The following is a 24732-nucleotide window of genomic DNA, read 5'->3' as shown; positions in this document are numbered from 1 at the left end:
GCTCACCGATAAAAGAAGAGAGTGAATATAAAAATGACAGCAAAAACACTTTATGAAAAAATTTGGGATGATCATGTGGTTCGTACTGAGGAGGACGGTACTGCGCTACTCTATATTGATCGACATATAATCCATGAGGTAACAAGTGCTCAAGCATTTGAAGGGCTTGAAAAAGCAGGACGGAAACTGTGGCGAAAAAGCTCTATTGTAGCAATGGCGGATCATAATACCCCCACAACAAGTGACATCGATAATATTACTGATCCAATAGCCAGACTTCAGGTGGATACACTTGATAAAAATGCACGTAAAAATGAACTTGCTTATTTTGCTATTGGTGATATGCGCCGAGGAATCGTTCATGTTGCAGGTCCTGAACAAGGTGCAACACTTCCTGGAATGACAATAGTTTGCGGAGATTCCCATACCGCTACACATGGTGCGTTCGGAGCAATTGCCTTTGGGATTGGCACAAGTGAAGTTGAACATGTCATGGCAACAAACTGTCTTGTACAGAAACAATCAAAGACTATGAAAATTGAAGTACAGGGGAAATTACATCCTAATATCACTGCTAAAGATCTGATTCTTGCAATTATCGGTAAAATTGGAACTGCTGGTGGAACAGGTTATGCCATTGAATTTAGCGGTGAGGCTGTAAGCAACCTTTCAATGGAAGGTCGAATGACAATGTGTAACATGGCAATTGAAGCGGGTGCTCGTGTCGGTTTAGTTGGCGTCGATGATAAAACGATTAATTATGTGAAAGATCGTCCTTTTGCCCCAAAAGGAGCGGATTGGGATAAAGCTGTTACCTACTGGAAAACTCTACATAGCGATAAAAATGCCCACTTTGATAAGGTGATTACGATTGATGCAACAACAATTGAACCCCAAGTAAGTTGGGGAACAAGTCCTGAGATGGTTATCAGTGTGAATGAAATCATTCCAGATCCGGCAAAAGCTACTTCTCCTATCCAGAAAGAGAGCATTGAAAAAGCTCTTAAATATATGGGACTTCAAGCTAACCAATCTCCTAAAGAAATAAAAATTGATAAAGTTTTTATTGGCTCTTGTACCAATTCACGTATTGAAGATATTCGCGATGCCGCCCGTTTTGTGAAAGGCAAAAAAATCGCGGATAACATTAAACTCGCAATGGTAGTTCCTGGCTCTGGGTTAGTGAAAGCAGCCGCGGAAGCGGAAGGTTTAGATAAAATCTTTATCGAAGCTGGATTTGAATGGCGCGAGCCGGGTTGTTCAATGTGTTTAGCAATGAATCCTGATCGTCTAGAACCCTATGAACGCTGTGCATCTACCTCAAATCGTAACTTTGAAGGGCGTCAAGGTGCTGGTGGTCGAACACATCTTGTGAGCCCCGCTATGGCAGCAGCTGCTGCAATTGCCGGCTGTTTCGTTGATATTCGTGAATTTAATTAAGTAAGGAGTCTTTCATGCAACCATTTGTTCAGCATACAGGGATTGTTGTTCCATTAGATCGTGCGAATATTGATACAGATGCGATCATCCCTAAGCAATTTTTAACAAGTATCTATAAGACGGGATTTGGCCCTAACCTATTTGATGAATGGCGCTATCTTGATCAAGGTGCTCCGGGAATGGACAACAGTAATCGACCACGAAATGAAAAATTCCCTCTTAATTATTCACATTATCAAGAAGCGACGATTCTTTTAGCGCGTGAAAATTTTGGCTGTGGTTCATCGCGTGAGCATGCTGTTTGGGCTCTAACTGATTACGGTTTCCGTGCGGTCATTAGCTCAAGTTACTCCGATATTTTTTTCAACAACTGTTTTAAAAATGGTTTCTTACCCATCCGTTTGACACCTAAAGAAATAGATCAATTATTCAAACTAACTGAAAAATATCAAGATCTCGAAATTTCTATCGACCTACCAGCACAAACAGTGTCAGCTCATAGAATGAATGAAGTATTAGCAGGGCCATTCCATTTTGAGATCGATTCCTTTCGTAAACACTGCATGGTTAATGGCTTTGATGATATTAGTTTAACACTCGAACATGCTGATGAGATCCGTGCATATGAGGAAAAACGCAAAGAGGAAGCTCCGTGGCTTTTCCGTTAAATAAATAGTTCAGAAATATTGAAAGGTTTACAGTGACTGTAAACCTTTCCTTTTTTTGAAGATAGAACCGTAGTAAAATCACGCACTATTCCTAAACAATGGTCGAAAATAGATTATAATCGATCAATTAACTTCTTTAATATTGATAGAACACAATGAAAACAAACGAAATACGCCGAAAATTTATTGATTTCTTCGTCAGTAAGGGGCATCAAGAGGTCACTTCTAGCTCACTTTTGCCCGCTAATGATCCTACCCTACTCTTTACAAATGCTGGAATGAATCAATTTAAGGATTGTTTCCTTGGGCAGGAAAAAAGAGCTTATAGCACAGCAACAACCGCACAAAAATGTGTTCGCGCCGGCGGTAAGCACAATGATTTAGAGAATGTTGGTTTTACTGCTCGTCATCATACTTTCTTTGAAATGCTCGGGAACTTCAGTTTTGGTGATTATTTTAAAGAAAAAGCGATCAGTTATGCGTGGGAACTATTAACAACAGTTTACAATCTACCTGCTGAGAAATTACTTGTTACTGTATATCACACTGATGATGAGGCTTTTAAAATCTGGAATGAAAAAATTGGCGTTCCGGCGGATAAAATCATTCGTATTGGTGATAAAGAAGATGGTTCTTCTGATAATTTTTGGCAAATGGGTGATACTGGTCCTTGTGGGCCTTGTTCGGAGATTTTCTACGACCATGGAGATCACATCTGGGGCGGCCCTCCAGGATCGGCAGAAGAAGATGGTGATCGCTTTATTGAGATCTGGAATCTTGTATTTATGCAATTTAATCGTGACGAAGAAGGGACGCTACATCCGTTACCCAATCCTTCAATCGATACGGGAATGGGCTTAGAGCGTATTTCTGCAATATTGCAAAAGGTTCATAGTAATTACGAGATTGACCTTTTTGTAAAACTTATTGCAGCCTCCGCAAAAGCTGTGGGAACAACCGATCTTACAAGTAGTTCATTAAAAGTGTTGAGTGACCATATCCGCTCTGTATCGTTCCTTATTGCTGATGGGATTTTACCTTCTAATGAAGGCCGCGGTTATGTCCTTCGCCGCATCATTCGTCGTGCAATTCGTCATGGTTATAAATTAGGACAGAAAGGGCTTTTCTTTCATAAAATTGTGCCTGCATTAGTTACAGAAATGGGAGAGGCATACTCGCAATTAAAAGAGAAAGAAGCCTTTATTATTGAAACAATTAAAGATGAAGAGAAACGTTTCTCTACAACGCTTGAAAATGGTCTTAAACTTTTAGAAGCTGATATTGCTAAATTAACATCGAAAGAAATCCAGGGCGAAACAATTTTCAAACTTTATGATACTTATGGTTTCCCTGTTGATCTGACAAATGATATTGCCCGCGAGCAATCACTTACACTTGATATGCAGGGGTTTGAGCGTTGCATGGAAGAACAACGTGAACGTGCTCGTGCTGCGAGTAATTTTGGTGCCGAGAAAACATTTGATCTGCAGCATCTCTCGGAGACGACCTTCAAAGGCTATAACAATATAGAAGCAGATACATCGGTATGCTCTATTTTAGTTAATGGTGAAGCTGTTAATGCCATTGTTAAAGGTATGGAAGCGGTGATTGTTTTAACTGAAACGCCTTTCTATGGTGAATCAGGTGGGCAAGTTGGTGATACTGGTGTTATTTCAGGTGATGGATTCGAGTTTTTGGTAAAAGATACGCAAAAACAACAAAATATCTATCTCCACCATGGCATTCTAAAAAGTGGAAAATTAACTACTCATTCTAAAGTGGCAGCAAAAATTGATGATTCTCGCAGAACGTTAATTCGTAAAAATCACTCAGCAACACATCTGCTTCACAATGCTCTACAAACTCTTCTCGGTTCTCATATTGAACAGAAAGGTTCTTTAGTCACTCATGACCGTTTGCGCTTCGACTTTTCACACAATAAACCCGTAACATTTGAAGAAATTCAAGAAATTGAACGGTTGGTCAATGAGGCTATTCGGCAAAATAATTCAATCGATATTAATGAAATGCCGATTGATGATGCTAAGGCAAAAGGGGCGATGGCACTTTTTGGTGAAAAATATGGTGACGTTGTACGTGTAGTAGAAATGGGGGATTCAATTGAACTTTGTGGTGGAACCCACGTTTCTGCAACGGGTGATATAGGGCTCTTTAAAATCATCTCAGAAACAGGAATTGCAGCTGGTGTTCGCCGAATTGAAGCTGTGACAGCAGGTCTTGCGATTGAATATATTTTGGAGCAGGCCGCTACATTACATCATCTAGGATCAACGCTTAAAACCGATAGTGCTCATATTGTGACACGTGTTAATCAAGCTCTTGATGAAGCAAAAGCACTTCGCAAAGAAATGGCAAATCTACAATCGAAATTAGTATTTGCAAATCGTGGCGAAATCTTAGCAAAAGCTCAAGAGATTAATGGCATCAAAGTAATTATTGCTAAAGTTGATGGTGCAGATAATCGCTCACTACGCGAGCTTTGTGAGAACCTCCAAGCTGAAACCAAAGGTATTACACTGCTCATGGCAGAAGTCGACGGGCGAGTAGCGATCGTCACGAGTGTTGATAAGGCATTAACAAGTAAAATCAAAGCTGGAGAACTTCTTAATATCGCAGCAGCAGAGGTCGGTGGTAAAGGTGGAGGACGTCCAGACTCAGCAACGGGTGGTGGTACAGAACCTCAGAATATTCAAAAAGCATTGGATGTTTCATCTAGTTGGTTGAAAGCAAAATTTTAAAAAACATGTCAAGATAACCTGCTTACATAGAAAAAAAGCCACTTACATCACTAAGTGGCTTTTTTAACGTCCTTTCATACTATTTTTGGCTTTCAAAACTCAAAATACCCAGTCAATACTATTCATTATTAATGAAACTACATTAATATAAAATTAATAAAATTATTGTATTTCGATGTAAATAATTAATATGCTATTTCTTTACAGTTCAGCTAAAATGAATGATAGAGAAAATTTCAAGCAAGTTAGTGTTTTCAATATGCAATTAACACTAGTTCAACAGTTTTTACAGCGGTATGAGGTCTAATTGAATGAAAAAGAATAACAGTAAAAAATATATTATTGGCGGTATCGCAATTGTTGTGCTGATTATATTAGCGAACTACTTTTTAGCAAGAGATCCAGATGCTGGTTTTATAAAAAGTAATGGTCGTATCGAAGTAACACCACTTGATATTTCCACAAAGCTTCCCGGTAGAGTTGATGAAATTCTTGTTGATGAAGGTGATTACGTTGAAGCAGGACAATTGCTTGCAATTATGCAAGTTGACTCACTAGAAGCACAGTTAGCCGAAGCCCAAGCATATCACCAACAAGCGCTGCATCAAGCAGATTCAGCAAAAGCCGTTGTAAAAGCTCGTGAGAGCGATAAAATTGCAGCAGAATCAGCTGTTACAGCAGCTGAAAGTCAGCTCTATGCGGCAGATCGTAAGCTCAATCGTATCAAATTACTTGTGAAAAAAGGCGCAACAACGGAACAAGATTTTGATGACCAAGAAGCCTATACGCGTGTACTAAAATCAAATATTGCAACTGCAAAATCAAAAGTTCTAGCAGCACAAGCAGCAATCGATGCGGCAAAAGCGCAATCAGTTGCCGCTGAATCACAAGTTGCAGCAGCAGTAGCAACGATTAATCGTGTGAAGGCTGATCTTAAAGATAGTGCCTTAATAGCACCTGTAACTGGGCGTATTCAGTACCGTATTTCTGAACCATCAGAGGTCCTTGGTGCAGGCGGTAAAGTTCTTAATCTTTTAGATCTCTCGAAAGTCTATATGACCTTCTTTGTCCCAACAGAATATACAGGAATGTTAGTCGAAGGTGAGGAAGATGGAACTGAAGTAAGAATTCTTCTCGATGTTGCCCCTGATATGCCAATTCCAGCACGTGTAACCTTTGTATCTCCAGAGGCACAATTCACACCTAAAGCTGTTGAGACGCAAAATGAGCGTCAAAAATTGATGTATCGCGTGAAAGCGCGTATCAATAGTGACCTACTCGACCGTTATCAGAAGTATATTAAAACAGGCGTAACTGGTGAGGCATATATCAAAATCGATCCAGATAAAGCGTGGCCCGCAAAACTCAATGGGCCTTTAATTGATGAAGTTACTAAACCGTAAGTGATTCATTGAGCATTCTTTTGAATGCTCGAAATCCCTTTTGCACCATTCTCAAAATGATGCTCTGCACTTCCCGTTTTTAGAACAGCTCTGAAAGGTATTCAATAATGGATTCTCGTGAACCTGTCGTTTCCATCAAAAATGTTTCATTTCTTTATGGTGATAATCTTGCTTTAGATGACCTCTCGATCAAAATTCCAAGTGGAATTATTACGGGAATAATCGGGCCTGATGGTGTTGGTAAATCCACACTGCTTTCGCTTGTTTCCGGAGCAAGAGCAATACAGACCGGTGATGTAATTGTTCTTAATGGGGATATGAGCATAAAAAAGGTGCGTGATCAAATCTGCCCACGAATCGCCTACATGCCCCAAGGTCTAGGGAAAAACCTCTATCATACGCTTTCCGTTGAAGAGAACTTACAGTTCTTTGGCCGCCTTTTTGGTCATGATGCCGAAGAACGCCGCCGCCGTATTGACGATCTAACAAAAAGCACAGGATTATATAACTTCCTTGATCGCCCTGCCGGTAAACTTTCTGGTGGAATGAAACAAAAATTAGGACTCTGTTGCGCGCTAATCCATGATCCCGATCTATTAATTCTCGATGAACCAACAACGGGCGTTGACCCACTTGCCCGATCCCAATTTTGGGATCTGATTAATCGTATTCGCGAAGATCGTCCATCAATGAGTGTTATCGTTGCTACTGCATACATGGATGAAGCAGAGCGTTTTGATTGGCTCATGGCGATGGATGATGGGAAAGTAATGGCAACAGGTACGCCAAAAGCGTTGCTTGAAAGAACCAATAGTGACAATTTAGAAGCTGCTTTCATTGGATTACTACCCGATGAAAAAAAAGGTGGTTATGAACCAGTTGTCGTGACTCCTCTGAAGTTGACTGATGAAACACCCATCGCAATTAAAGCAGATGGATTAACAAAACAATTTGGGGATTTTATTGCTGTCAATAATGTCAGTTTTGAGATTAAAAAAGGGGAAATCTTTGGCTTTTTAGGATCAAATGGTTGTGGAAAGTCGACTACAATGAAGATGCTTACTGGTTTACTTCCTGTTAGCAAAGGTGAAGCTTGGCTTTTTGGGCAACCAATTGAATCGGAAGATATTAATACTCGTAAACGAGTTGGCTATATGTCGCAAGCTTTCTCCCTTTATAGTGAATTAACTGTTCTTCAAAATTTAGTTTTACATGCGAAGTTGTTCCATGTTCCTGCCGATCAAATCGATGCTCGTGTTGATGAAATGGTGAAGCGATTTGATCTTAAATCTGTATTAACAAAATTACCAGATAATATCCCCCTAGGAATGCGTCAGCGCCTATCACTTGCTGTTGCGATGGTTCACAAACCTGAACTCTTAATTCTAGATGAACCAACATCAGGAGTCGATCCAATCGCTCGTGATAATTTTTGGCGGCTATTGATTGATCTTTCACGCAACGATGGTGTAACGATATTCATTTCTACACACTTTATGAATGAAGCATTACGCTGCGATCGTATGTCAATGATGCATGCTGGACAAGTTCTTGACAGTGATACGCCTGAAAATCTTATTAAAAAACAAAGAACAAATACTCTTGAAGACGCATTCATTAAGTATCTCTTAGATGCGGGTGCCGGAGATGATATTCCTTCAGATGGCCATGAAGTTGCGCAATTAAATCTTCAAACAGAGAAACAAGAGGATGTAAATGCCGAGATCGAATCGACCAAACGCTTTAGTTTCCAACGTTTATTAAGCTATACATGGCGAGAAGCACTTGAGTTACAGCGTGATCCTGTACGAGCAGCATTAGCACTTTTAGGTTCATTGATTCTTATGGCAACGATTGGTTATGGAATTACTATGGATGTCGAGAATCTTCCCTACGCTGTTCTCGATCGAGATCAAACATCTTTAAGTACTAGCTATGTTAATAATATTGCTGGATCACGCTACTTTATTGAGAAAGCACCAATCTATGACTACACTGAACTCGATGAACGGATGCGAAGTGCCGAAATAGCTTTAGCTATTGAAATCCCTCCTAATTTTGCACGAGACGTTGCTAAAGGCTCAAAGGTTGAGATTGGGGTCTGGATCGATGGTGCAATGCCACAACGAGCCGAGACAATTCGTGGATATGTACAAGGGATGCATTTAGATTGGTTGAAGAAAGAAGCTAAATACCATTATGGTATTGATCTTCCCGAAACATTCAATATCGAAGTGCGTTATCGTTATAATCCCGATGTGAAGAGTCTTTTCTCGATTGTACCCGCCGTCATCCCAATTATGTTATTACTGATTCCAGCAATGCTTGCTGCATTATCAGTTGTGCGTGAAAAAGAACTTGGCTCCATCATTAATCTCTATGTCACACCTGTTACAAAACTAGAGTTTTTACTTGGTAAACAGATCCCCTACATATTAGTTGCGATGTTCAACTTCTTCCTGATGGTTCTGTTAGCTGTCGTACTCTTTGGTGTACCGGTAAAAGGTGGACTATTCACACTAACGTTAGCTGCTCTCTTTTTCTCAATATTCTCCACTGGTTTTGGGCTGTTTGCATCAAGTTTTACAAAAAGTCAGATAGGCGCGATGTTCTTCACAATTATTGGTACATTAATCCCTTCAATTCAGTTTGCGGGATTAATTAATCCAACGAGTTCATTAGAAGGAATATCTCACGTTATTGCAGAACTTTACCCTGCTTCCCATATGCTCACTATTTCTCGAGGGATATTTAGTAAAGCGCTCTACCTTAATGATCTCTATTTTGAGACTGCTATTTTGATGATCGCGGGACCAATTATTGTGCTTTGTAGTGTCCTTTTACTCAAAAAACAGGATTCTTAAGCTATGAAAACACAAATTCAAAATATATATTACCTTGGCATTAAAGAACTTTGGAGTCTTATTCGGGATCCATTTTTATTGGTATTAATTGCATTTACTTTCACCGTATCAGTGTATACAGCAGCAACAGCTGCACCAGATGGTATACAAAATGCGAGTATCGCAGTAGTTGATGAAGATCGCTCTACGTTATCGGAGCGTATTCAAAGTGCTTTTTATCCTCCGCAATTTACCTATCCTAAAGAGATTACTTTGAGTCAAATGGATACAGGGATGGATAAAGGCAATTACACCTTTGTTTTAAATATCCCACCATCATTCCAACAAGATTTACTTGGTAATCGAACGCCAGCAATGCAGTTGAATATTGATGCTACTCGTATGACCCAAGGATTTACGGGAAATATGATCATCAATCAAATTATTAATGCTGAGGTGAATGAATATCTTGAAAGGCAACGAGAAAAAACTGACTTACCTGTTAATCTTGTAGAGCGCATGCGGTTTAATCCAAACCTTACGGCATCATGGTTTGGTGCGTTAAATGAGGTTATAAACCTTATTACTATGCTCTCAATTATTTTAACAGGGGCTGCCGTTATACGTGAACGCGAACGTGGGACAATTGAGCATCTTTTAGTAATGCCTTTAACTTCTTTTGAGATTATGCTCTCAAAAATCTGGTCTATGGGACTGGTTGTTTTAGTGGCTTCTATACTCTCACTAGTATTTGTAGTTCAAGGCTTTTTAAATGTTCCAATAGAAGGCTCCATAGTTCTCTTTGTTGTTGGTGCGGCATTAAATCTTTATGCGACAACTTCCATAGGGATCTACTTAGCGACACTTGCACGAAATATGCCGCAATTCGGGATGTTACTTTTGATGGTTTTAGTACCATTACAGATGCTCTCTGGTGGCATTACTCCACGGGAAAGTATGCCGGAAATTATCCAGAACATTATGTTAATCGCGCCAACAACACATTTCATTGAACTTGGTAAAGCAATTCTCTTTAGAGGCGCTGGCTTATCAATTATATGGCCTTCAATGCTTTATCTCTTATTGATTGGAACGGGATTCTTCTTCTTTGCCCATCGTCGCTTTAGAGATACGATTAGTAAAATGGCGTAATTAATGTCATAAGAAAATTCAACATTTTTAAAACCTCATAATGGCCTATTTATGAGGTTTTATGTAAACGAGTTTTACACAGAACTTACATATCATCAATTGCTTTCCAAACTTGTGCTGAAAATGTATTAAAAATCTGGCAAAAATTTGCCAGTTCAGCTGATTCTTTCTCGTCAGAGCCTAGAGTAAGCGCTTCTAAAAGAAGCTCTGATGCTATGGTTGTACCTTTTAAAACTCCTTCGATATATCCATCTAAATAATCTTTATCTTCGGTACTTTTTGGTATTAACTTCTTTCTTAAAAGAATATTTTGCAGCCCCTTCAAAATATGAATATAGATAGGTAGCATTCTCTTTTCGCAAGCTATCTTTTGTATATCTAGATCATCTTTTCTAACAGAGTTTTGATAGCTAAAAATACTATCTAATCGGCGCTGATAACTTTGAATATATTGTTGCAATGAATTTTCGAGCATAGTGAGTGGCATGAGAAGAAACACCTTCCAAAATAAACCAATGGTTTTAAAGGGTTTCGAAACCTTTCAATTAGTGAACATATTTTGCACAAAAAAGCCCGTAACGAAATGTACGGGCTTCAGATACTGATAGTCAAAAGTTTAATCGAGTATTTTATTAAAACGTTTAATGGGGATATTAATAAGTAATAACACTACACCAACAATGACCAACATAATAATAATTGTCATAAAGATTCCGGGTAAATCACCGATTGTTTCAGCTTGAACATTCCCTCCAACACGAGAGGCCACAAGATTTCCTAGAGCAATAGAAGCAAACCATAATCCCATGATTTGTCCTCGAATCATTTTAGGTGCAATCTTGGTCATAATTGATAATCCTACTGGACTTAAGCAAAGTTCACCGAAGGTTAAAAAAAGCATACAAGCTACCATCCACGATGGTGAGGCAAGTGAATTTGACTCACCGACAACTAACTGACTTGCTAAATATAAACAACCGAAAGCAACTGCTGCAAAGAAGAGTCCAAATGCAAATTTAGTCATACTGCTAGGTTCAAGATTATGACGGTTCATCCATGGCCAAATCATTGCAAAAATTGGCGCAAAGATAATGATAAATATCGAGTTTACTGATTGGAACCAAGTTGTTGGGATCGTAAACCCAAAGATTTCCCGATCAGTATATTGATCAACAAATAAGTTCATAGAAGTGGGTTGCTGTTCAAATGCTGACCAGAAAAATGCTGAAGCAATGAATAAAATCAAGCAAATAATTAGCTGAAATCGCTCTTTTTTTTCTAGTTTCGCGAAGAAAAACAACCCCAGAAAGTAGGCAATCACAGTCACTGCAATAATTACGGTAGTATAGTTTACAACTATTGTTGCTGAGAATGGAATCCAGTCAAAACTAATACCGAAGAATAAAATTGCAATCACTAAAATCACCGAAAGAACCCAAAGTTTAGTAGATGATGAAATAATGGTCGGCGACCCCCATGAACGATCTATTCCTTCAGCATCTGCAAACCGTCGCATTTCTGGCATGGCTTTCAATCGAAAAATAATTAAGGCGATAAGCATACCAATACCACCAACAGCAAATCCAGCATGCCAACCATAAAAATCGAGTAAGATACCCCCAATAATAGGCGCTAAAAAAGCACCGAGGTTAATGCCCATATAAAAAATAGAGAATCCGCTGTCTCGACGATGATCCCCTTCTTTATAGAGCATCCCCACAATCACAGAAATACAGGTTTTAAATAATCCCGATCCAATGACGATAAAGATTAAACCGAGATAAAAGAAATGGACTGATAACCACGCTGATAATGCAATTGAAAGATGACCTAACGCAATAATTAGTGAACCATACCAAACACTCCGTTCCTGCCCGAGCCAATTATCAGCAATCCAACCACCAGGTAATGCGGCGATATAGATTGCGCCTCCGAAAATTCCAACTATGGCAGACGCTGTGACAGTATCAATACCAAGACCATTTTCGTTTATAGCTGCAACCATAAACAATATTAATAATGGTCGGATTCCGTAGAAGGAGAATCGCTCCCACATTTCAGTGAAAAAGAGTGAACTCAAGGGTTTAGGATGACCAAAAAAGGCATTGTCCTCTGTTTTAAGCTGTTTCATATGTGAGCCTTAACGTAGTGATTCTTATAAATAATTCCCAATTTAATAAGAGAAATTAAAATAGACTACCATGAACAATAAGAAATCCAATCATTTTGGTAGGTAAATGTTTACCAATTTATGTTGATCTGATTTTGAACGAGATCTCAATAGTTGGCTTGTTTTATAGGAATTAAGCAATTGGTTCAAAGTAATCGATAATTAATTGTAGATTACGATTCCCCCTCCACTCATTAATATCGAGCTTAAAAGCACAGTGAATAGCTTTGACATTATCAATAAGTTTATGGGCTTGGAAAAAAGCAAGTCCCTCTATCAGTTGTGTACTGCCCTTTTTTTGCAAAGTAAATTTGAGATGAACATCTTTTAGGATACGAAAATCAATCACTTTAAAATAATCATCAAAGACAGGTTCAGGAAATTGCTGTCCCCATGGAAAAGCAATTTTGAGTTCGTCAGCAACCTGTATATTTAGTATATTAGTAGGGAGCGCCCCATCAGTATAAATCTCTTGGCTAAAGATAGAATCGAGGGTTTTCTCTTTTTCTAGAAAATCGATTACTTCTTCATTCATCGCTTTTTGAAATTGCAATAAATTTTCTTCATAAAGCGAGAGTCCCGCAGCCATTGCATGTCCACCGAATGTTGCTATAAGTCCTGGGTATTTGCTCGCAACGTTGCTCATTAAATCACGTAGATGGATTCCTTGAATAGATCGACCGGATCCTTTTAGTAATCCATCATTATCATATGCAAAGATAAATGTTGGGCGATAATATTGCTCTTTAATTCGAGATGCGACAATACCGGTGATCCCCTGATGCCAAGAATCATCATAAAGACAGATTGCAGCTGGCAATTCATCATCTTTAATCGAGACTGTTTGAAGAATTTCTTCAGCTTTGTCACGCATATCACGTTCAATATTTTTACGCTCTTCATTCATTGAAAAAAGTTCTTGTGCAATAGCAAAAGCTTCTTGATAGTCATCGGTTAATAATAATTCAATTCCCACTTGCATATTATCTAGACGGCCTGCCGCATTTAGAAGCGGTGCTAACCCAAAGCCGATATCGCTCGTTGAAAGTTGCGTTTGTTGCCGTGAAGAGATATCAATTAGCGCCGTGATACCTTTGATATTGGCTCCTTGCCTAATTCGGAGCAGTCCTTGTTGGGCAATTCGTCGATTATTTGCATCTAATGGAACCAAATCAGCGATAGTGCCAAGCGCGACAATATCGAGATACTTAGCTAAATTAGGCGGTGTATGGCTACCAAAGTACCCAATTTCGACTAATTTTGCACGAACACTTAGGAGAAGATAAAAAATTACCCCAACACCTGCTAGTGATTTACTCGGAAAAAGATCGCCTTCTAGATTCGGATTTACAATAGCATTAGCATTTGGAAGAATTTCAGGTGGTAAATGATGATCAGTAACAATTACATCAATTCCATTCTCTCGCGCTAATGCAACGCCCTCAACATTTGAAATGCCATTATCAACAGTGATTAATAGTTCCGGAGGATTTCGAAGAATTTTTTGGACAAGTGTACGAGATAGTCCATAACCATCCAACACACGGTGCGGCACAATATAACGAACATTATGCACCCCAAATTCACGTAGAATTCGGATTGCTAAAGTAATACTCGTCGCACCATCAACATCATAATCCCCCACAATTAAAATCTCTTTCTGATTGAGAATGCCATCCACAACAATCTCTGTCGCTTCCTTTATATTACTCAGAGAATGATACGGGAGCAAACCTCTTAAAGAGAGATCTAAATCCTCTTCTTTTTCAATTTTTCGATTACGAATAACTTGTTGTAACAGGGGAGAAAATTGTTGATTTACAAATTGATGCTTTGGAGTACGGCGAATAATTTTCATTAAAACAGTTTTTATCCTAATTCGTTTAACAGCGAGATCATGCTTTCTCAATTAAAAAAGTAAAGACACCATCTTTTTGACTATTTTCCAATAGATGATGATTTGTACGAATGATAAAGGCTTTGAAATCAACTTCAGAATGCGGATCAGTTGCGTATACGCGGATTTGATCACCTGATTCAGCCTTCATTAACGCCTGTTTTGTTTTTAATATAGGCATTGGACAATTTAAACCTTTTAAATCCAATTCAATCACTGTTTTAGGATTTTTATTATCAGACATCATTAACTCTTCCTGAAATTTTTAAAAATAACTGTTACTAATTTTGAATAGCTGTTTTAAAAAACAACAATGGATTACTATAAGCCATTACAATCGCATCTTCTCGGCCATTTATAACACATGGATAGTAACCTTTACGAATGCCTATTTGATTGAACCCTGATTTTTCGTAAAGTCGTAATGCCGGCACATTACCAGCCCGAACCTCGAGAAAAATAGTGACTAATTCAGCGTCGTGTGCTTTTTGAATAATATGATCTAAAAGGAATTTCCCTAACTTTCGGCCTTGGTGTTTAGGATCAATAGTAATATGAAGAAGGTGCCCTTCATCTAAAATAGTTTGAAAAAATGCGTAACCAATAATATTTTCACCTTCCATAAGCTTAAGTCGATCAACATTTTGTGCAAAGACATCACGCATTTGTTGCTCATTCCACGGCACTGAATAAGCTCTATTCTCAATTTCTAAAATAGATGTAATATCTGCTTCATCTATTGTTTCAATAACAAAACGATTCATCCCTTTATCCTTTTATCCCTTTAATCTTAAAATTATTGTTATATATGTTGGCGAAGATATTTAAGATCTTGCCAAAAATTAGACTTCAATCTGGGATTTTTAGCATAAACTCTTGGTGAATGGGAAATCACTACTTGATAGTTTCTATCACCGACCGGTAATGAATGAGTTGTTTGCCGAAGAGATTCAAAAGGAAGTTCTTTCTTTAATAAGTATTTAACAGACGTTCGCCCTAAGATAAAAATTATTTTAGGGTTCAGCGCATTAATTTCCCGATAGAGGATTGAGGAGCAAGCTTCCCACTCTTTCTCTTCCACATCCCGCAATTCAGGTGGACGACATTTTATAAAAGGCGTGATATAGAGATTTTCGGGTTGAAAACCTACCTGATTCATAGCCTTAAAGAAGAATTGCTCATCCGCTCGATCTAGGACTACTCCCTGACGAGATTCCTCTTTTAACGGAATATCAGTAATAACCATGATATTTGCTGACGATTGTTGTCTTGGCAGAACGGCTTGAAGACGGCTTTGCGCGAAAATACAACCTCGGCAATTTTGAATAGCTTGCAAAAAGGAATTTTCAAAAATCGATTGATCTTGTGAAAATCGAAATTCCGTTTCATTAAATGACCCGACATTCGTTTTTGTTTGTTGAACTGATTGTGGTTTTACTAAAGTTCTAGAATCTTTTACTGTCCCGCCAACAATAGCCTGAAGTTGCTGACTAAATGAATTTTGATGAGGATTACGAGCTATCTGCGTATCTTCTTGAACTTCATTTATTGGCAGAGCGATAGATTGCGATAACGGATTTTGTAAATCCTCATTGTCATCATTGTCACGGCTAGAAAGTTTCGAGTTATCAGTCAATAATAATGACGTCGATAACTTTTTCTTTGTTTGAATAAGTTCTTTTTTAACTTCACGGATACGTGAAAGATCCTCTTGTTTACACCAAGCTTGAATTCCAAGTAATTGAAGATATTGCGCCTGACGGTCATTCATTACGAAATACCTCGTGAAGTAAAAATTTCTTTGTTATTCAAAATCACTTACTCGGCATCTTTTACTGAATCATTGATGGCAGTTTTTGCAGAATTTAATTTTTCAGCTTTTCGAGCAGCTTTTCTAGATGCTTTATCTGTTCCTTTTATTTTACGGCGCTTGCGACAACGTAAAACAGCATAAATCGGACCAGATAAACCATAAGCAAGTAATACAAAGAAGATCACTTGGCTTGGGAACCGTACAAGACATACTGCTAATAGACCAATCAGCATCACTAATAATACCCACACAAAAAATGGTACGGGATTTTGGAAACGGATATCTTTAAAACTAAAGAACTTCACATTCGTCACCATCATCAGCCCACTATAAAGTGTCAAGACTAAAGCAATGTAATCTTTCCACGGCGTATCTAAATCTACTGTTTCGCCGAACCAAACAAAACCGACAACAATCGCGGCGGCAGTAGGACTTGGCATTCCAACGAAGAAACGTTTATCTACTTTTCCAATTTGGACATTAAATCGCGCTAAACGCAGTGCAGCACAAGCAAGGTAAAGATACGCCACAAACCAAGAGATTCCACCAATCATATTAAAATGGCTCTCTTTTAGCGCCCATAGGTAAACTATTAACGCGGGTGCAATACCAAAAGAGATAAGATCCGATAAAGAATCGTACTGCTCGCCAAAAGCACTCGAACTATTCGTTGCACGCGCAACCCGACCATCAAGTCCATCAAAAATCATCGCGACAAATACTAAAATCGCAGCTTTCGTAAATGTTTGTGAGACTTCCCCCATATTCTGCACACCATAATAAGCATCTAAGGCCATTAATATTGCAGAAAAGCCACAGAGCATAGATGCTGTGGTAATTAAATTAGGTAAAACATATATCGCATTATTCTTTTTTGCCACGATATTACTCTCTTTTTCGTTGATCATTTTCTAAGCGACCTCATTTAAGTAAGGCTTTATTATAACACCCTTACTTTTTTTATTAAGTTGAACTTTATTCGATATCTATATTCAGTCCAAGATGAAAAATGAGGAGAATAAAGATCTTACAGATGCGATTTTACAATATTTACCTTATGATAGAGGCTTAAATTTAGTAAAGGATCACGTAATGGAGAGTAAGACAATTATCTCGTTAATTTTAGCCATGGCTGATAATGGTACTATTGGAGATAACAATAGTTTGCCGTGGCATCTACCGAATGATTTAAAATTTTTCAAAGATAATACCGTTGGTAAGCCGGTCATTATGGGACGAAAAACGTATGAATCCATTGGACGTCCTTTACCGAATCGCCATAATATTGTCGTTACACGCCAACAGTCGGTCAACATCGAAGGCTGTATTGTTTTCAATGATATTCAAAGCGCAATTCAATACTGTGAAGAAACATTAAATGCACCGGAAGTGATGATCATGGGCGGCGCACAAATTTATCGGGAAACCATTCCATTAATGGACAAACTCTACCTAACCCATGTACACGCTAATGTTACCGGTGATACTAAGATGAAGCATTTTGATTTTACGAATGCAACATTATTATTTGAAGAATTTCATGCTAAAGATGAAAAAAATCCTTATGATTATACATTCGAGATATGGAAATTTAATCATAAAATTCAATAAACTAAGCTATTCCGAGTAATTATACACTGAAATATTAACTATGAATATCGACAAAAAAGTCTCGCATAGACATCCAACTCGTAAAGCCCAAAATGGTCTGCAATATTTTGCTGAAGGCTTTAGCATTATGATGCGCCCTGGCCTAAAACGTTTTGTGTTTCTCCCGATTATTGTCAACATTTTTATCCTTGGCGGCGCTTTTCTTTGGTTCTACTTTAAAGCAGATGAATGGGTAAACTATTGGATTAGTTTTCTACCATCATGGTTAGAATGGCTACGTTATCTCCTTTGGCCGGTCATTCTTGCCTCTATTTTACTAATATTCGCCTACTTTTTTAGTACCCTCGCCAATATTATAGCGGCACCATTTAATGGTTTCTTAGCCGAAAAAGTGGAGGAAGAATTAAGTGGAGTTGTAGCTCAAGATAGCTCCTGGACAGAGTTTGTAAAAGATATCCCCCGTATGATCGCTCGTGAATTTACACGTTTAGGTTATTATCTCCCTCGTGCGATTGTGTTGCTCATTATCTCCTTTATCCCTGTCATAAATATTATTGCTCCAATATTATGGTTTATATTCGGTTCATGGATGATGGTCATTCAATATTGCGACTATGCTTTTGACAATCACAAAGTTTCATTTAACGATATGAAAAAGACGCTTGCAAAAGACCGAATTACCAATATGCCCTTTGGTGCGTTGGTGGCTTTCTTGACAATGATCCCACTTGTGAACCTATTTATTATGCCTGCATCGGTCTGTGCGGGAACAGCAATGTGGGTTGATCGTTATAAAGCGAATCACCCAGACTAGGACTAAAGTTTATGAGCCAAGTGATTACAACATCTGAAAATCAATATTGCTCATGGTGTTATGAGAAAACAACACATCATTTAGTTAAGATCGAAAAAATTGGTCGAAATCTTTTTCAATGTGCTGAATGCAAGAACTATACAGCCCCCTGTCGATTTTGTGACAACATGGTGAAGGCTATTGAACATGATGAATTTCATCAAAAATGGAAATGGACGAATGAACGTTGTGCTGAACATGATGGCACTATTTTCAGCTTTTCTGAACCCCCTAATAACTCTTTAAATAATCTAGCTGCTTATAGAGATGTTTTACTCCATAAAAATAAAAAGAGTCTCTCATTGACTAAAATTGGAAAATTTCTATTAGCGGATTACTTTACAGATGATGAAAAGTTTGAACTCATTCATCTTACTCATACTGTCGATTCATCAATTCATTCCAAAAAAATCATTCTAATCAACGGATTTTTACAAGAGAAAGACCAATTCTTTGGGGATTGGAAAGCTAGTTATAAACTTATCAATGAAAATGTCGAACTTTACGGATTAACATGGGCTTCGAAGGGGGTCGATGACGTTATTAAAACATTTTCGATTCCAAGTTTAGTTTCGAGGAAACTATTTTGGGCGAATATTGCCTACAATGTGGTCACCAATCCTTGGCATGTCTCACTAAAACGTGCACAAGATGCTGGCGAATTGTTAGGTAATATTCTCTTAAAAATGAATTTAGAAACAGAACCAGTTACTTTAGTTGCCCATTCATTAGGATGCAGAGTGATATTTTACGCATTGCATTTTTTACAATACCACCCACATATTAAAATCAATAATATTTATCTTCTCGGCGGTGCTGTCGGTAATCAAAAAAAGGAATGGGAAGCTGTTTTGCCGGCAATGAAGGGAAATATTTACAACTGTTATTCCTTAAATGATAAAGTCTTGAGTAAAGGTTACGCAACATCGACGCTCAATATTAGCAAAGCCGTTGGTTGCTTTCCAATTGAGAGCGACAATAAGCGCATTCGAGATATAGATTGCACCGATATCATTCAATCTCACACTAATTGGAAAGAAAGCTATCCAGAAGTCTATCAACGCACACTTCTCAGTTGAGAGCTAACACCTTTTGTGACTAATCTCTCACAAAATGTAACATTGAGAGTGATTATTTTTTGCAAATATCTCTCAATTCATTAGAATCAAAAGAGGATGAGGAGAGGATAATGGATCGCGATATAAAAAAAGAATTTAGAGATGCAATGGCGACCTTGGGAGCTGGGGTTAATATTATTACGACTAACGGCTCTAATGGTCGATGTGGATTAACTGCAACAGCGGTGGTCTCTATTACTGACACACCACCGACAATGCTTGTATCGATTAACCGTAATAGTTCGGCAAATGAAGCATTTAAAGAGAATAGACGGATGGCAATTAACATTTGTCATGCCGATCAACAGTTAGTAGCCGAGTTCTTTGGCGGAATGCATCCTGTATCAATGGAAGAACGATTCGAAAAATTTGATTTCTATGAGGGGCGTTATCAATTGCCCATTCTAAGAGGTGCAATCGCAAACTTAGAGGGGATTATTACCAATACTTTAGAAGTTGGTACTCATACCCTCTTTATTGTTGAGATTGAAGAAATGATTGTAAATCAAGAAAAAGGTCCTGCACTTATCTACTTTAATCGACAATTTCATCAACTACACCGAGAAAAGTAATAGATGCACAAAGAGCAGCACTATAAAGGGATTTCAATAACGTAACGCCCTTGTATTTGGCCTTCTATCATCGCTAATGCTGTTGGAATCACCTCTTGTAGAGAAATTGTTTTACTAAATTGGCAAATTTCATCTGATTTGATCTGTGACTCCAACAATTTCCAGGCTTTTATACGTCGCTCTTTAGAAGCCATCACACTGTCAATTCCAGCTAACGTAATATTTCGAAGAATAAAAGGCGCAACAGTAGCGGGCAGATCCATTCCAGCAGCAAGCCCACATGCAGCCACAATTCCATCGTACTTCACTTGAGCGCATATATTTGCAAGTACGTTCGATCCTACAACATCAATTGCTGCTTGATAAGTCGACTTTTGCAGGGCTCGTCCCTTCTCTTTGAATTCTTCACTCGAAATAATGGAAGCCGTCCCTAGTTTTTTAAAGAATTCTTCATTCCCCTTTTTTGAGCTCATCGCGACTACATTAAATCCAAGTTTAGAAAGTAACATCACCGCAACTAAACCTACCCCGCCTGTCGCACCTGAAACTATTATAGGTCCATTGTCTTTCTCTATACCATGCGCTAAAAGGCGATTAACACATAAGGCTGCTGTATAGCCAGCTGTACCAAATGCCATAACATCATAGCTATTGTAAGCGGCAGGAATCTTTAGAAGTTTATCGGCATCTATCCATGCAAACTGAGAAAAACCACCAAAATGACTCTCACCCAAACCTAATCCATTTATGAAAACAAGATCACCTTTGGTAAATTCATCACTCTCTGATTGGACCACTTCACCCGCAAGATCAATCCCGGGGATCATAGGAAAGTATCGCGCTATTTGTCCTTTATTAGTTACCGCTAACGCATCTTTATAATTAAGTGTCGAATGATGTACTTTGATAAGGGTATTTCCCGCTTGTTTTTGAAGTTCACCAAAAGAAACTGATTCAACTCTACAAGAAAAATGGGGTTCATCTCTTAAAATCATTGCAGAAAACATACTTTGCACTCCCTATTTATCGTTTTCGGTTATTTCAGCTATCGTGTAAGAATAACAAACTAAAATAGGCATTTGTAGTTTAACTGTGGTTTTTAAAATAAAAAAACTGATTTTAGTATCACTACTAAAATCAGTAATAAAAGTAGACTCGTTTCTTGGAGGAAATAACAATACAAGTCAGTTTTAAAGTCTACTCCTAGGGAATAAAAGGCATTTTACCACCATTCTCAAAGGCTGTTTTGATATAGAACAAGATTTTTCCTTTATCCCCCCAAATTGTCTAGACAATTAAAACTTAACGATTCTTTTACTACAAAATTGTAAGATTAGCATAACTAAGAACCAGTACTTTTCGCCCGGAATCCGCAAATTCGACAATTACTCGCGTACTTGCCCCAACCCCTTCAAATCCCTGTATTACTCCATCCCCAAACTTTGGATGAGCAACAAATTGCCCTATTTTGTAGCCATTAATATTATCATCGAGCTTCGTTTGATTGCGGATGCGATCTCCTACATTCGCCGTTGAGGGATTGGTTAAGGTCTGACGGATTTCAACAGCAGGACCAATAACTTTTAAAAGATGCTCTGGAATATCTCGTAAAAATCGAGATGGTGGCATTCTTAAGGTCTTACCATAAATCATTCGTTGTTCAGCACCGAGAAGATAGAGCATTTTTTCAGCACGGGTAATGCCCACATACGCAAGGCGACGCTCCTCTTCAATACGACCAATTTCGCTGATCGCTGCATCACTTGGGAACATACCATCTTCCATACCAACCAAAAATACTATTGGAAACTCTAATCCTTTTGAGGCATGTAATGTCATCAGTTGAATACTATCTTCATCTACCTCTGCTTGTGAATCACTCGAATCAAGCGAAGTTTGCCCCATAAATGCATCAAGCTGTTGTCGAGTTGATAAATTCTTCACATCGACTAGCTCCTCACTAAATGCCAATTCAATTTGGTCATTCATCATGAAATATTCAGCGGCAGTGATTAATTCATTTAAGTTATCAATTCGATCTTCACCTCGATTTAAGGGCTCTTTTTTGTAATGTGGTTTAAGCCCGCTCTCTTCGATAGCATAAGCAAAAAATTCATCTAATTTCGTAGTATCAATTTTTTGAGTGAGATTGATAATTTGCTCATAATAGGCGAGCAATACATTATGAGCTCTTGTTGAAAGTAATTGACTCTCTAAAAGATGTTGCATTGATTCCCAAAGTGATAGACCATGCTGTGATGCATACTCTCGAATTGTTTCAATTGTTGCTTGTCCGATCCCTTTTGGAGGCGTTGTCATACTTCGCTCAAGAGAAACATCATCATTTGGGTTAATGATCATCCGAAGGTATGCCATAATATCTTTAATCTCAGCGCGATCGAAGAAGCGTAGTCCTCCATAGACACGATATGGGATTTGTGCTCTTAAGAGTAACTCTTCAAAAAGACGGGATTGAGCATTTGAACGATATAAAATGGCGATATCGGATTTACGATAGCCTTCATCTAAGCGCTCTTTAATGGTTTCTATGACAAAACGAGCTTCATCATAACCATCAGTTCCACGATAGACGGTTACAAGATCTTCAGATTGATTTTCAGTCCAAAGACGTTTATCTAAGCGATCTTGGTTTTTTGAAATAACAAAGTTTGCTGCTTCCAAAATCGCTTTTGTTGATCGATAATTCTGTTCAAGGCGAACAGTTGTAACATCATTAAAATCTTTATCGAAATGGAGGATATTTTCAATTTTAGCACCGCGCCAACCGTAGATTGATTGATCGTCATCCCCCACAACAAAAAGATTATGATGTTTCCCGGATAAAAGCTGCAACCATGCATATTGCACGCTATTGGTATCTTGAAACTCATCGACGAGAATAAATTTAAAACGATCCTGATAATGTTCTAAGATTGGTCTATTGTCTCGTAATAACTCAACAGTTCTCAGTAGAATCTCCGAAAAATCAACAAGCCCTGATTGATCGCATACTGTTTGATACTCTTTATAGAGTTCTATTAAATTATGGGTAAATGTGTCATCATAAGATTCAATGTGCTGCGCTCTTCTTCCTTCCTCTTTATGACCATTGATAAATGACGCTAATATTTTCGGTTGGTAGATTTTTTCATCTAAATTGCGACCACGAATAATTCTTCGACATAACCGAACTTGATCATCACTATCTAAAATCTGAAAATTCTCGATCAGTTTTGCTTCTTTGAAATGGGTTCGTAATATACGATGACATAATGAATGAAATGTACCGATCCACATACCACGAACAGAGAATTTCAAAGTATCTTCAAGTCGCGTGCGCATTTCAAAAGCGGCTTTATTAGTAAATGTCACTGCCAAAATATTATATGATTCTGCCTGTTCTGTTTCCAAAAGCCATGCTATTCGGGAGATCAATACGCGTGTTTTTCCTGAACCTGCACCTGCTAATACTCTCACAGGACCAAGAGGTGCGGTAACTGCTTCGTACTGACTTTCATTTAATTGTTCTAAATAACTCATTTATCTTGCCGGAATTGTTTATCGTGATATAAGTAAGAAGAATATGATTAATAATCACAATCACATTCATAGAGAAAAAGAGTAGGTTTTATACTGTATGAATTCAAAAGAACCCACTATAATAATAAGCAATTATACCTTTTATTGATTTCAAATGAGATAGGAAAAATGATTGATACAAAAAAACCCACACGTGAATTGAGTATGACGGTATTAATGACGCCGGATATGGTCAACTTTTCTGGAAATATTCACGGGGGGAATATCCTTAAATTGCTCGACCAAGTTGCATATGCCTGTGCAAGTCAATATGCTGGCACCTATGTAGTAACGCTCTCCGTTGATAAAGTTGTCTTTAAACAACCTATCTATGTACAAGAGCTTGTAACCTTTCATGCAAATGTTAACTATGTAGGTCGGACTTCAATGGAAATCGGTATTCGCGTTGAAGCAAAAAATATCAAAACACGTGAAGTACGCCATACTAATAGCTGTTATTTCACCATGGTTGCGATTAATGATAATGGGACACCAACACCTGTACCAAAGCTTGAGATTCGTAATCGTACTGATCAACGCCGTTTTGATAATGCTGTATTGAGGCTCAATTCTCGTCTTGCATTTGATAAAGCTCAAATAAAAGATGATGATGATTTAGATTAAAATTTGTAATTAAGTGTTAATAGTATTTTACCTAGTTCTTTAAGCTCTAGATCGTCACTCTAGAGCTTTTTTCTGCATACTAATTTTAAACTTGGTTCTGATAAATTATATGAATTAATGGGCATGTGAATGAATATGACCATAATTAAATATACTTTTAAATTAGCATTCTTTCTATACTATCTGGAATAGATGAGGGAGAAATTTATAAAAAATGCTTTACTGAGAAA

General features: G+C 38.0%; 20 protein-coding genes. 11 read left to right on the top strand and 9 right to left on the bottom strand.

Annotated elements, in window-relative coordinates; all coding sequences use genetic code 11:
- Nucleotides 1-33: 33 nt before the first annotated feature.
- The 6 genes from leuC to ACPF7B_RS02685 all read left to right on the top strand — a co-directional run bounded on the left by leuC (nt 34) and on the right by ACPF7B_RS02685 (nt 10265).
- Nucleotides 34-1440 (top strand): 3-isopropylmalate dehydratase large subunit, encoded by a 1407-nt coding sequence (leuC, locus tag ACPF7B_RS02710; protein WP_490506102.1) that lies wholly within the window; start codon nt 34-36, stop codon nt 1438-1440.
- Nucleotides 1441-1454: 14 nt separating this feature from the next.
- Nucleotides 1455-2108, top strand: coding sequence for a 3-isopropylmalate dehydratase small subunit (gene leuD / locus ACPF7B_RS02705; RefSeq protein WP_490506101.1), 654 nt, complete (start codon nt 1455-1457; stop codon nt 2106-2108).
- 155 nt (nt 2109-2263) lie between these two features.
- On the top strand, nt 2264-4867 hold the full coding sequence (gene alaS, locus ACPF7B_RS02700) for an alanine--tRNA ligase (protein ID WP_490506100.1): 2604 nt from the start codon (nt 2264-2266) through the stop codon (nt 4865-4867).
- Between the two features lie 311 nt (nt 4868-5178).
- Entirely contained in the window at nt 5179-6270 is a 1092-nt protein-coding gene (locus ACPF7B_RS02695) for an HlyD family secretion protein (protein WP_490506099.1), read from the top strand.
- Nucleotides 6271-6377: 107 nt separating this feature from the next.
- Nucleotides 6378-9134: a ribosome-associated ATPase/putative transporter RbbA gene (rbbA, locus tag ACPF7B_RS02690; protein ID WP_490506098.1), complete on the top strand. Its 2757-nt coding sequence runs from the start codon at nt 6378-6380 to the stop codon at nt 9132-9134.
- Nucleotides 9135-9137: 3 nt separating this feature from the next.
- Nucleotides 9138-10265, top strand: a complete 1128-nt coding sequence (locus tag ACPF7B_RS02685) for an ABC transporter permease (RefSeq protein ID WP_490506097.1) — start codon at nt 9138-9140, stop codon at nt 10263-10265.
- An 85-nt stretch (nt 10266-10350) separates the two neighbouring features.
- On the opposite strand, the gene ACPF7B_RS02680 is transcribed toward ACPF7B_RS02685, so the two are convergent.
- The 7 genes from ACPF7B_RS02680 to pssA all read right to left on the bottom strand — a co-directional run bounded on the left by ACPF7B_RS02680 (nt 10351) and on the right by pssA (nt 17026).
- Nucleotides 10351-10752 (bottom strand): hypothetical protein, encoded by a 402-nt coding sequence (locus ACPF7B_RS02680; protein WP_490506096.1) that lies wholly within the window; start codon nt 10750-10752, stop codon nt 10351-10353.
- A gap of 129 nt (nt 10753-10881) precedes the next feature.
- On the bottom strand, nt 10882-12396 hold the full coding sequence (locus ACPF7B_RS02675; RefSeq protein WP_490506095.1) for a peptide MFS transporter: 1515 nt from the start codon (nt 12394-12396) through the stop codon (nt 10882-10884).
- Nucleotides 12397-12568: 172 nt separating this feature from the next.
- On the bottom strand, nt 12569-14293 hold the full coding sequence (recJ, locus tag ACPF7B_RS02670; protein ID WP_490506094.1) for a single-stranded-DNA-specific exonuclease RecJ: 1725 nt from the start codon (nt 14291-14293) through the stop codon (nt 12569-12571).
- Between the two features lie 37 nt (nt 14294-14330).
- The gene (locus tag ACPF7B_RS02665; RefSeq protein WP_490506093.1) at nt 14331-14579 is read right to left on the bottom strand and encodes a sulfurtransferase TusA family protein; all 249 of its coding nucleotides are present in this window, start codon (nt 14577-14579) and stop codon (nt 14331-14333) included.
- A gap of 34 nt (nt 14580-14613) precedes the next feature.
- On the bottom strand, nt 14614-15096 hold the full coding sequence (rimI, locus tag ACPF7B_RS02660; RefSeq protein WP_490506092.1) for a ribosomal protein S18-alanine N-acetyltransferase: 483 nt from the start codon (nt 15094-15096) through the stop codon (nt 14614-14616).
- A 38-nt stretch (nt 15097-15134) separates the two neighbouring features.
- Nucleotides 15135-16103, bottom strand: a complete 969-nt coding sequence (locus ACPF7B_RS02655; RefSeq protein WP_490506091.1) for a uracil-DNA glycosylase — start codon at nt 16101-16103, stop codon at nt 15135-15137.
- Between the two features lie 47 nt (nt 16104-16150).
- Nucleotides 16151-17026 (bottom strand): CDP-diacylglycerol--serine O-phosphatidyltransferase, encoded by an 876-nt coding sequence (pssA, locus tag ACPF7B_RS02650; RefSeq protein WP_490506090.1) that lies wholly within the window; start codon nt 17024-17026, stop codon nt 16151-16153.
- A gap of 211 nt (nt 17027-17237) precedes the next feature.
- Here pssA and ACPF7B_RS02645 point away from each other — a divergent pair, with 211 nt between their 5' ends.
- The 4 genes from ACPF7B_RS02645 to ACPF7B_RS02630 all read left to right on the top strand — a co-directional run bounded on the left by ACPF7B_RS02645 (nt 17238) and on the right by ACPF7B_RS02630 (nt 20299).
- A complete protein-coding gene (locus ACPF7B_RS02645) occupies nt 17238-17756 on the top strand; it encodes a dihydrofolate reductase (protein WP_490506089.1) in 519 nt (172 codons plus the stop codon).
- A 40-nt stretch (nt 17757-17796) separates the two neighbouring features.
- Nucleotides 17797-18570 (top strand): sulfate transporter CysZ, encoded by a 774-nt coding sequence (cysZ, locus tag ACPF7B_RS02640; protein ID WP_490506088.1) that lies wholly within the window; start codon nt 17797-17799, stop codon nt 18568-18570.
- Between the two features lie 11 nt (nt 18571-18581).
- Complete coding sequence (locus ACPF7B_RS02635) at nt 18582-19688, top strand: DUF726 domain-containing protein (RefSeq protein WP_490506087.1); 1107 nt, start codon at nt 18582-18584, stop codon at nt 19686-19688.
- 110 nt (nt 19689-19798) lie between these two features.
- A complete protein-coding gene (locus ACPF7B_RS02630) occupies nt 19799-20299 on the top strand; it encodes a flavin reductase (RefSeq protein ID WP_490506086.1) in 501 nt (166 codons plus the stop codon).
- A 20-nt stretch (nt 20300-20319) separates the two neighbouring features.
- On the opposite strand, the gene ACPF7B_RS02625 is transcribed toward ACPF7B_RS02630, so the two are convergent.
- A complete protein-coding gene (locus tag ACPF7B_RS02625; RefSeq protein ID WP_490506085.1) occupies nt 20320-21306 on the bottom strand; it encodes an MDR family oxidoreductase in 987 nt (328 codons plus the stop codon).
- 310 nt (nt 21307-21616) lie between these two features.
- Entirely contained in the window at nt 21617-23839 is a 2223-nt protein-coding gene (uvrD, locus tag ACPF7B_RS02620; protein WP_490506084.1) for a DNA helicase II, read from the bottom strand.
- A gap of 168 nt (nt 23840-24007) precedes the next feature.
- Here uvrD and ACPF7B_RS02615 point away from each other — a divergent pair, with 168 nt between their 5' ends.
- Nucleotides 24008-24502, top strand: coding sequence for an acyl-CoA thioesterase (locus tag ACPF7B_RS02615; protein WP_490506083.1), 495 nt, complete (start codon nt 24008-24010; stop codon nt 24500-24502).
- The last annotated feature ends 230 nt before the right edge of the window (nt 24503-24732 follow it).

This window comes from Ignatzschineria sp. 22MB058224 (assembly GCF_058188435.1).
This window is presented reverse-complemented; position numbering and strand designations above follow the sequence as displayed.

Coding starts and splice junctions, on each gene's coding strand:
- recJ (WP_490506094.1), bottom strand. CDS start 14,293: ATGAAAATTATTCGCCGTACTCCAAAGCATCAATTTGTAAATCAACAA.
- ACPF7B_RS02635 (WP_490506087.1), top strand. CDS start 18,582: ATGAGCCAAGTGATTACAACATCTGAAAATCAATATTGCTCATGGTGT.
- ACPF7B_RS02625 (WP_490506085.1), bottom strand. CDS start 21,306: ATGTTTTCTGCAATGATTTTAAGAGATGAACCCCATTTTTCTTGTAGA.
- leuC (WP_490506102.1), top strand. CDS start 34: ATGACAGCAAAAACACTTTATGAAAAAATTTGGGATGATCATGTGGTT.
- ACPF7B_RS02665 (WP_490506093.1), bottom strand. CDS start 14,579: ATGATGTCTGATAATAAAAATCCTAAAACAGTGATTGAATTGGATTTA.
- ACPF7B_RS02685 (WP_490506097.1), top strand. CDS start 9,138: ATGAAAACACAAATTCAAAATATATATTACCTTGGCATTAAAGAACTT.
- leuD (WP_490506101.1), top strand. CDS start 1,455: ATGCAACCATTTGTTCAGCATACAGGGATTGTTGTTCCATTAGATCGT.
- ACPF7B_RS02680 (WP_490506096.1), bottom strand. CDS start 10,752: ATGCCACTCACTATGCTCGAAAATTCATTGCAACAATATATTCAAAGT.
- alaS (WP_490506100.1), top strand. CDS start 2,264: ATGAAAACAAACGAAATACGCCGAAAATTTATTGATTTCTTCGTCAGT.
- ACPF7B_RS02675 (WP_490506095.1), bottom strand. CDS start 12,396: ATGAAACAGCTTAAAACAGAGGACAATGCCTTTTTTGGTCATCCTAAA.
- ACPF7B_RS02615 (WP_490506083.1), top strand. CDS start 24,008: ATGATTGATACAAAAAAACCCACACGTGAATTGAGTATGACGGTATTA.
- ACPF7B_RS02695 (WP_490506099.1), top strand. CDS start 5,179: ATGAAAAAGAATAACAGTAAAAAATATATTATTGGCGGTATCGCAATT.
- ACPF7B_RS02645 (WP_490506089.1), top strand. CDS start 17,238: ATGGAGAGTAAGACAATTATCTCGTTAATTTTAGCCATGGCTGATAAT.
- cysZ (WP_490506088.1), top strand. CDS start 17,797: ATGAATATCGACAAAAAAGTCTCGCATAGACATCCAACTCGTAAAGCC.
- ACPF7B_RS02630 (WP_490506086.1), top strand. CDS start 19,799: ATGGATCGCGATATAAAAAAAGAATTTAGAGATGCAATGGCGACCTTG.
- rimI (WP_490506092.1), bottom strand. CDS start 15,096: ATGAATCGTTTTGTTATTGAAACAATAGATGAAGCAGATATTACATCT.
- rbbA (WP_490506098.1), top strand. CDS start 6,378: ATGGATTCTCGTGAACCTGTCGTTTCCATCAAAAATGTTTCATTTCTT.
- uvrD (WP_490506084.1), bottom strand. CDS start 23,839: ATGAGTTATTTAGAACAATTAAATGAAAGTCAGTACGAAGCAGTTACC.
- ACPF7B_RS02655 (WP_490506091.1), bottom strand. CDS start 16,103: ATGAATGACCGTCAGGCGCAATATCTTCAATTACTTGGAATTCAAGCT.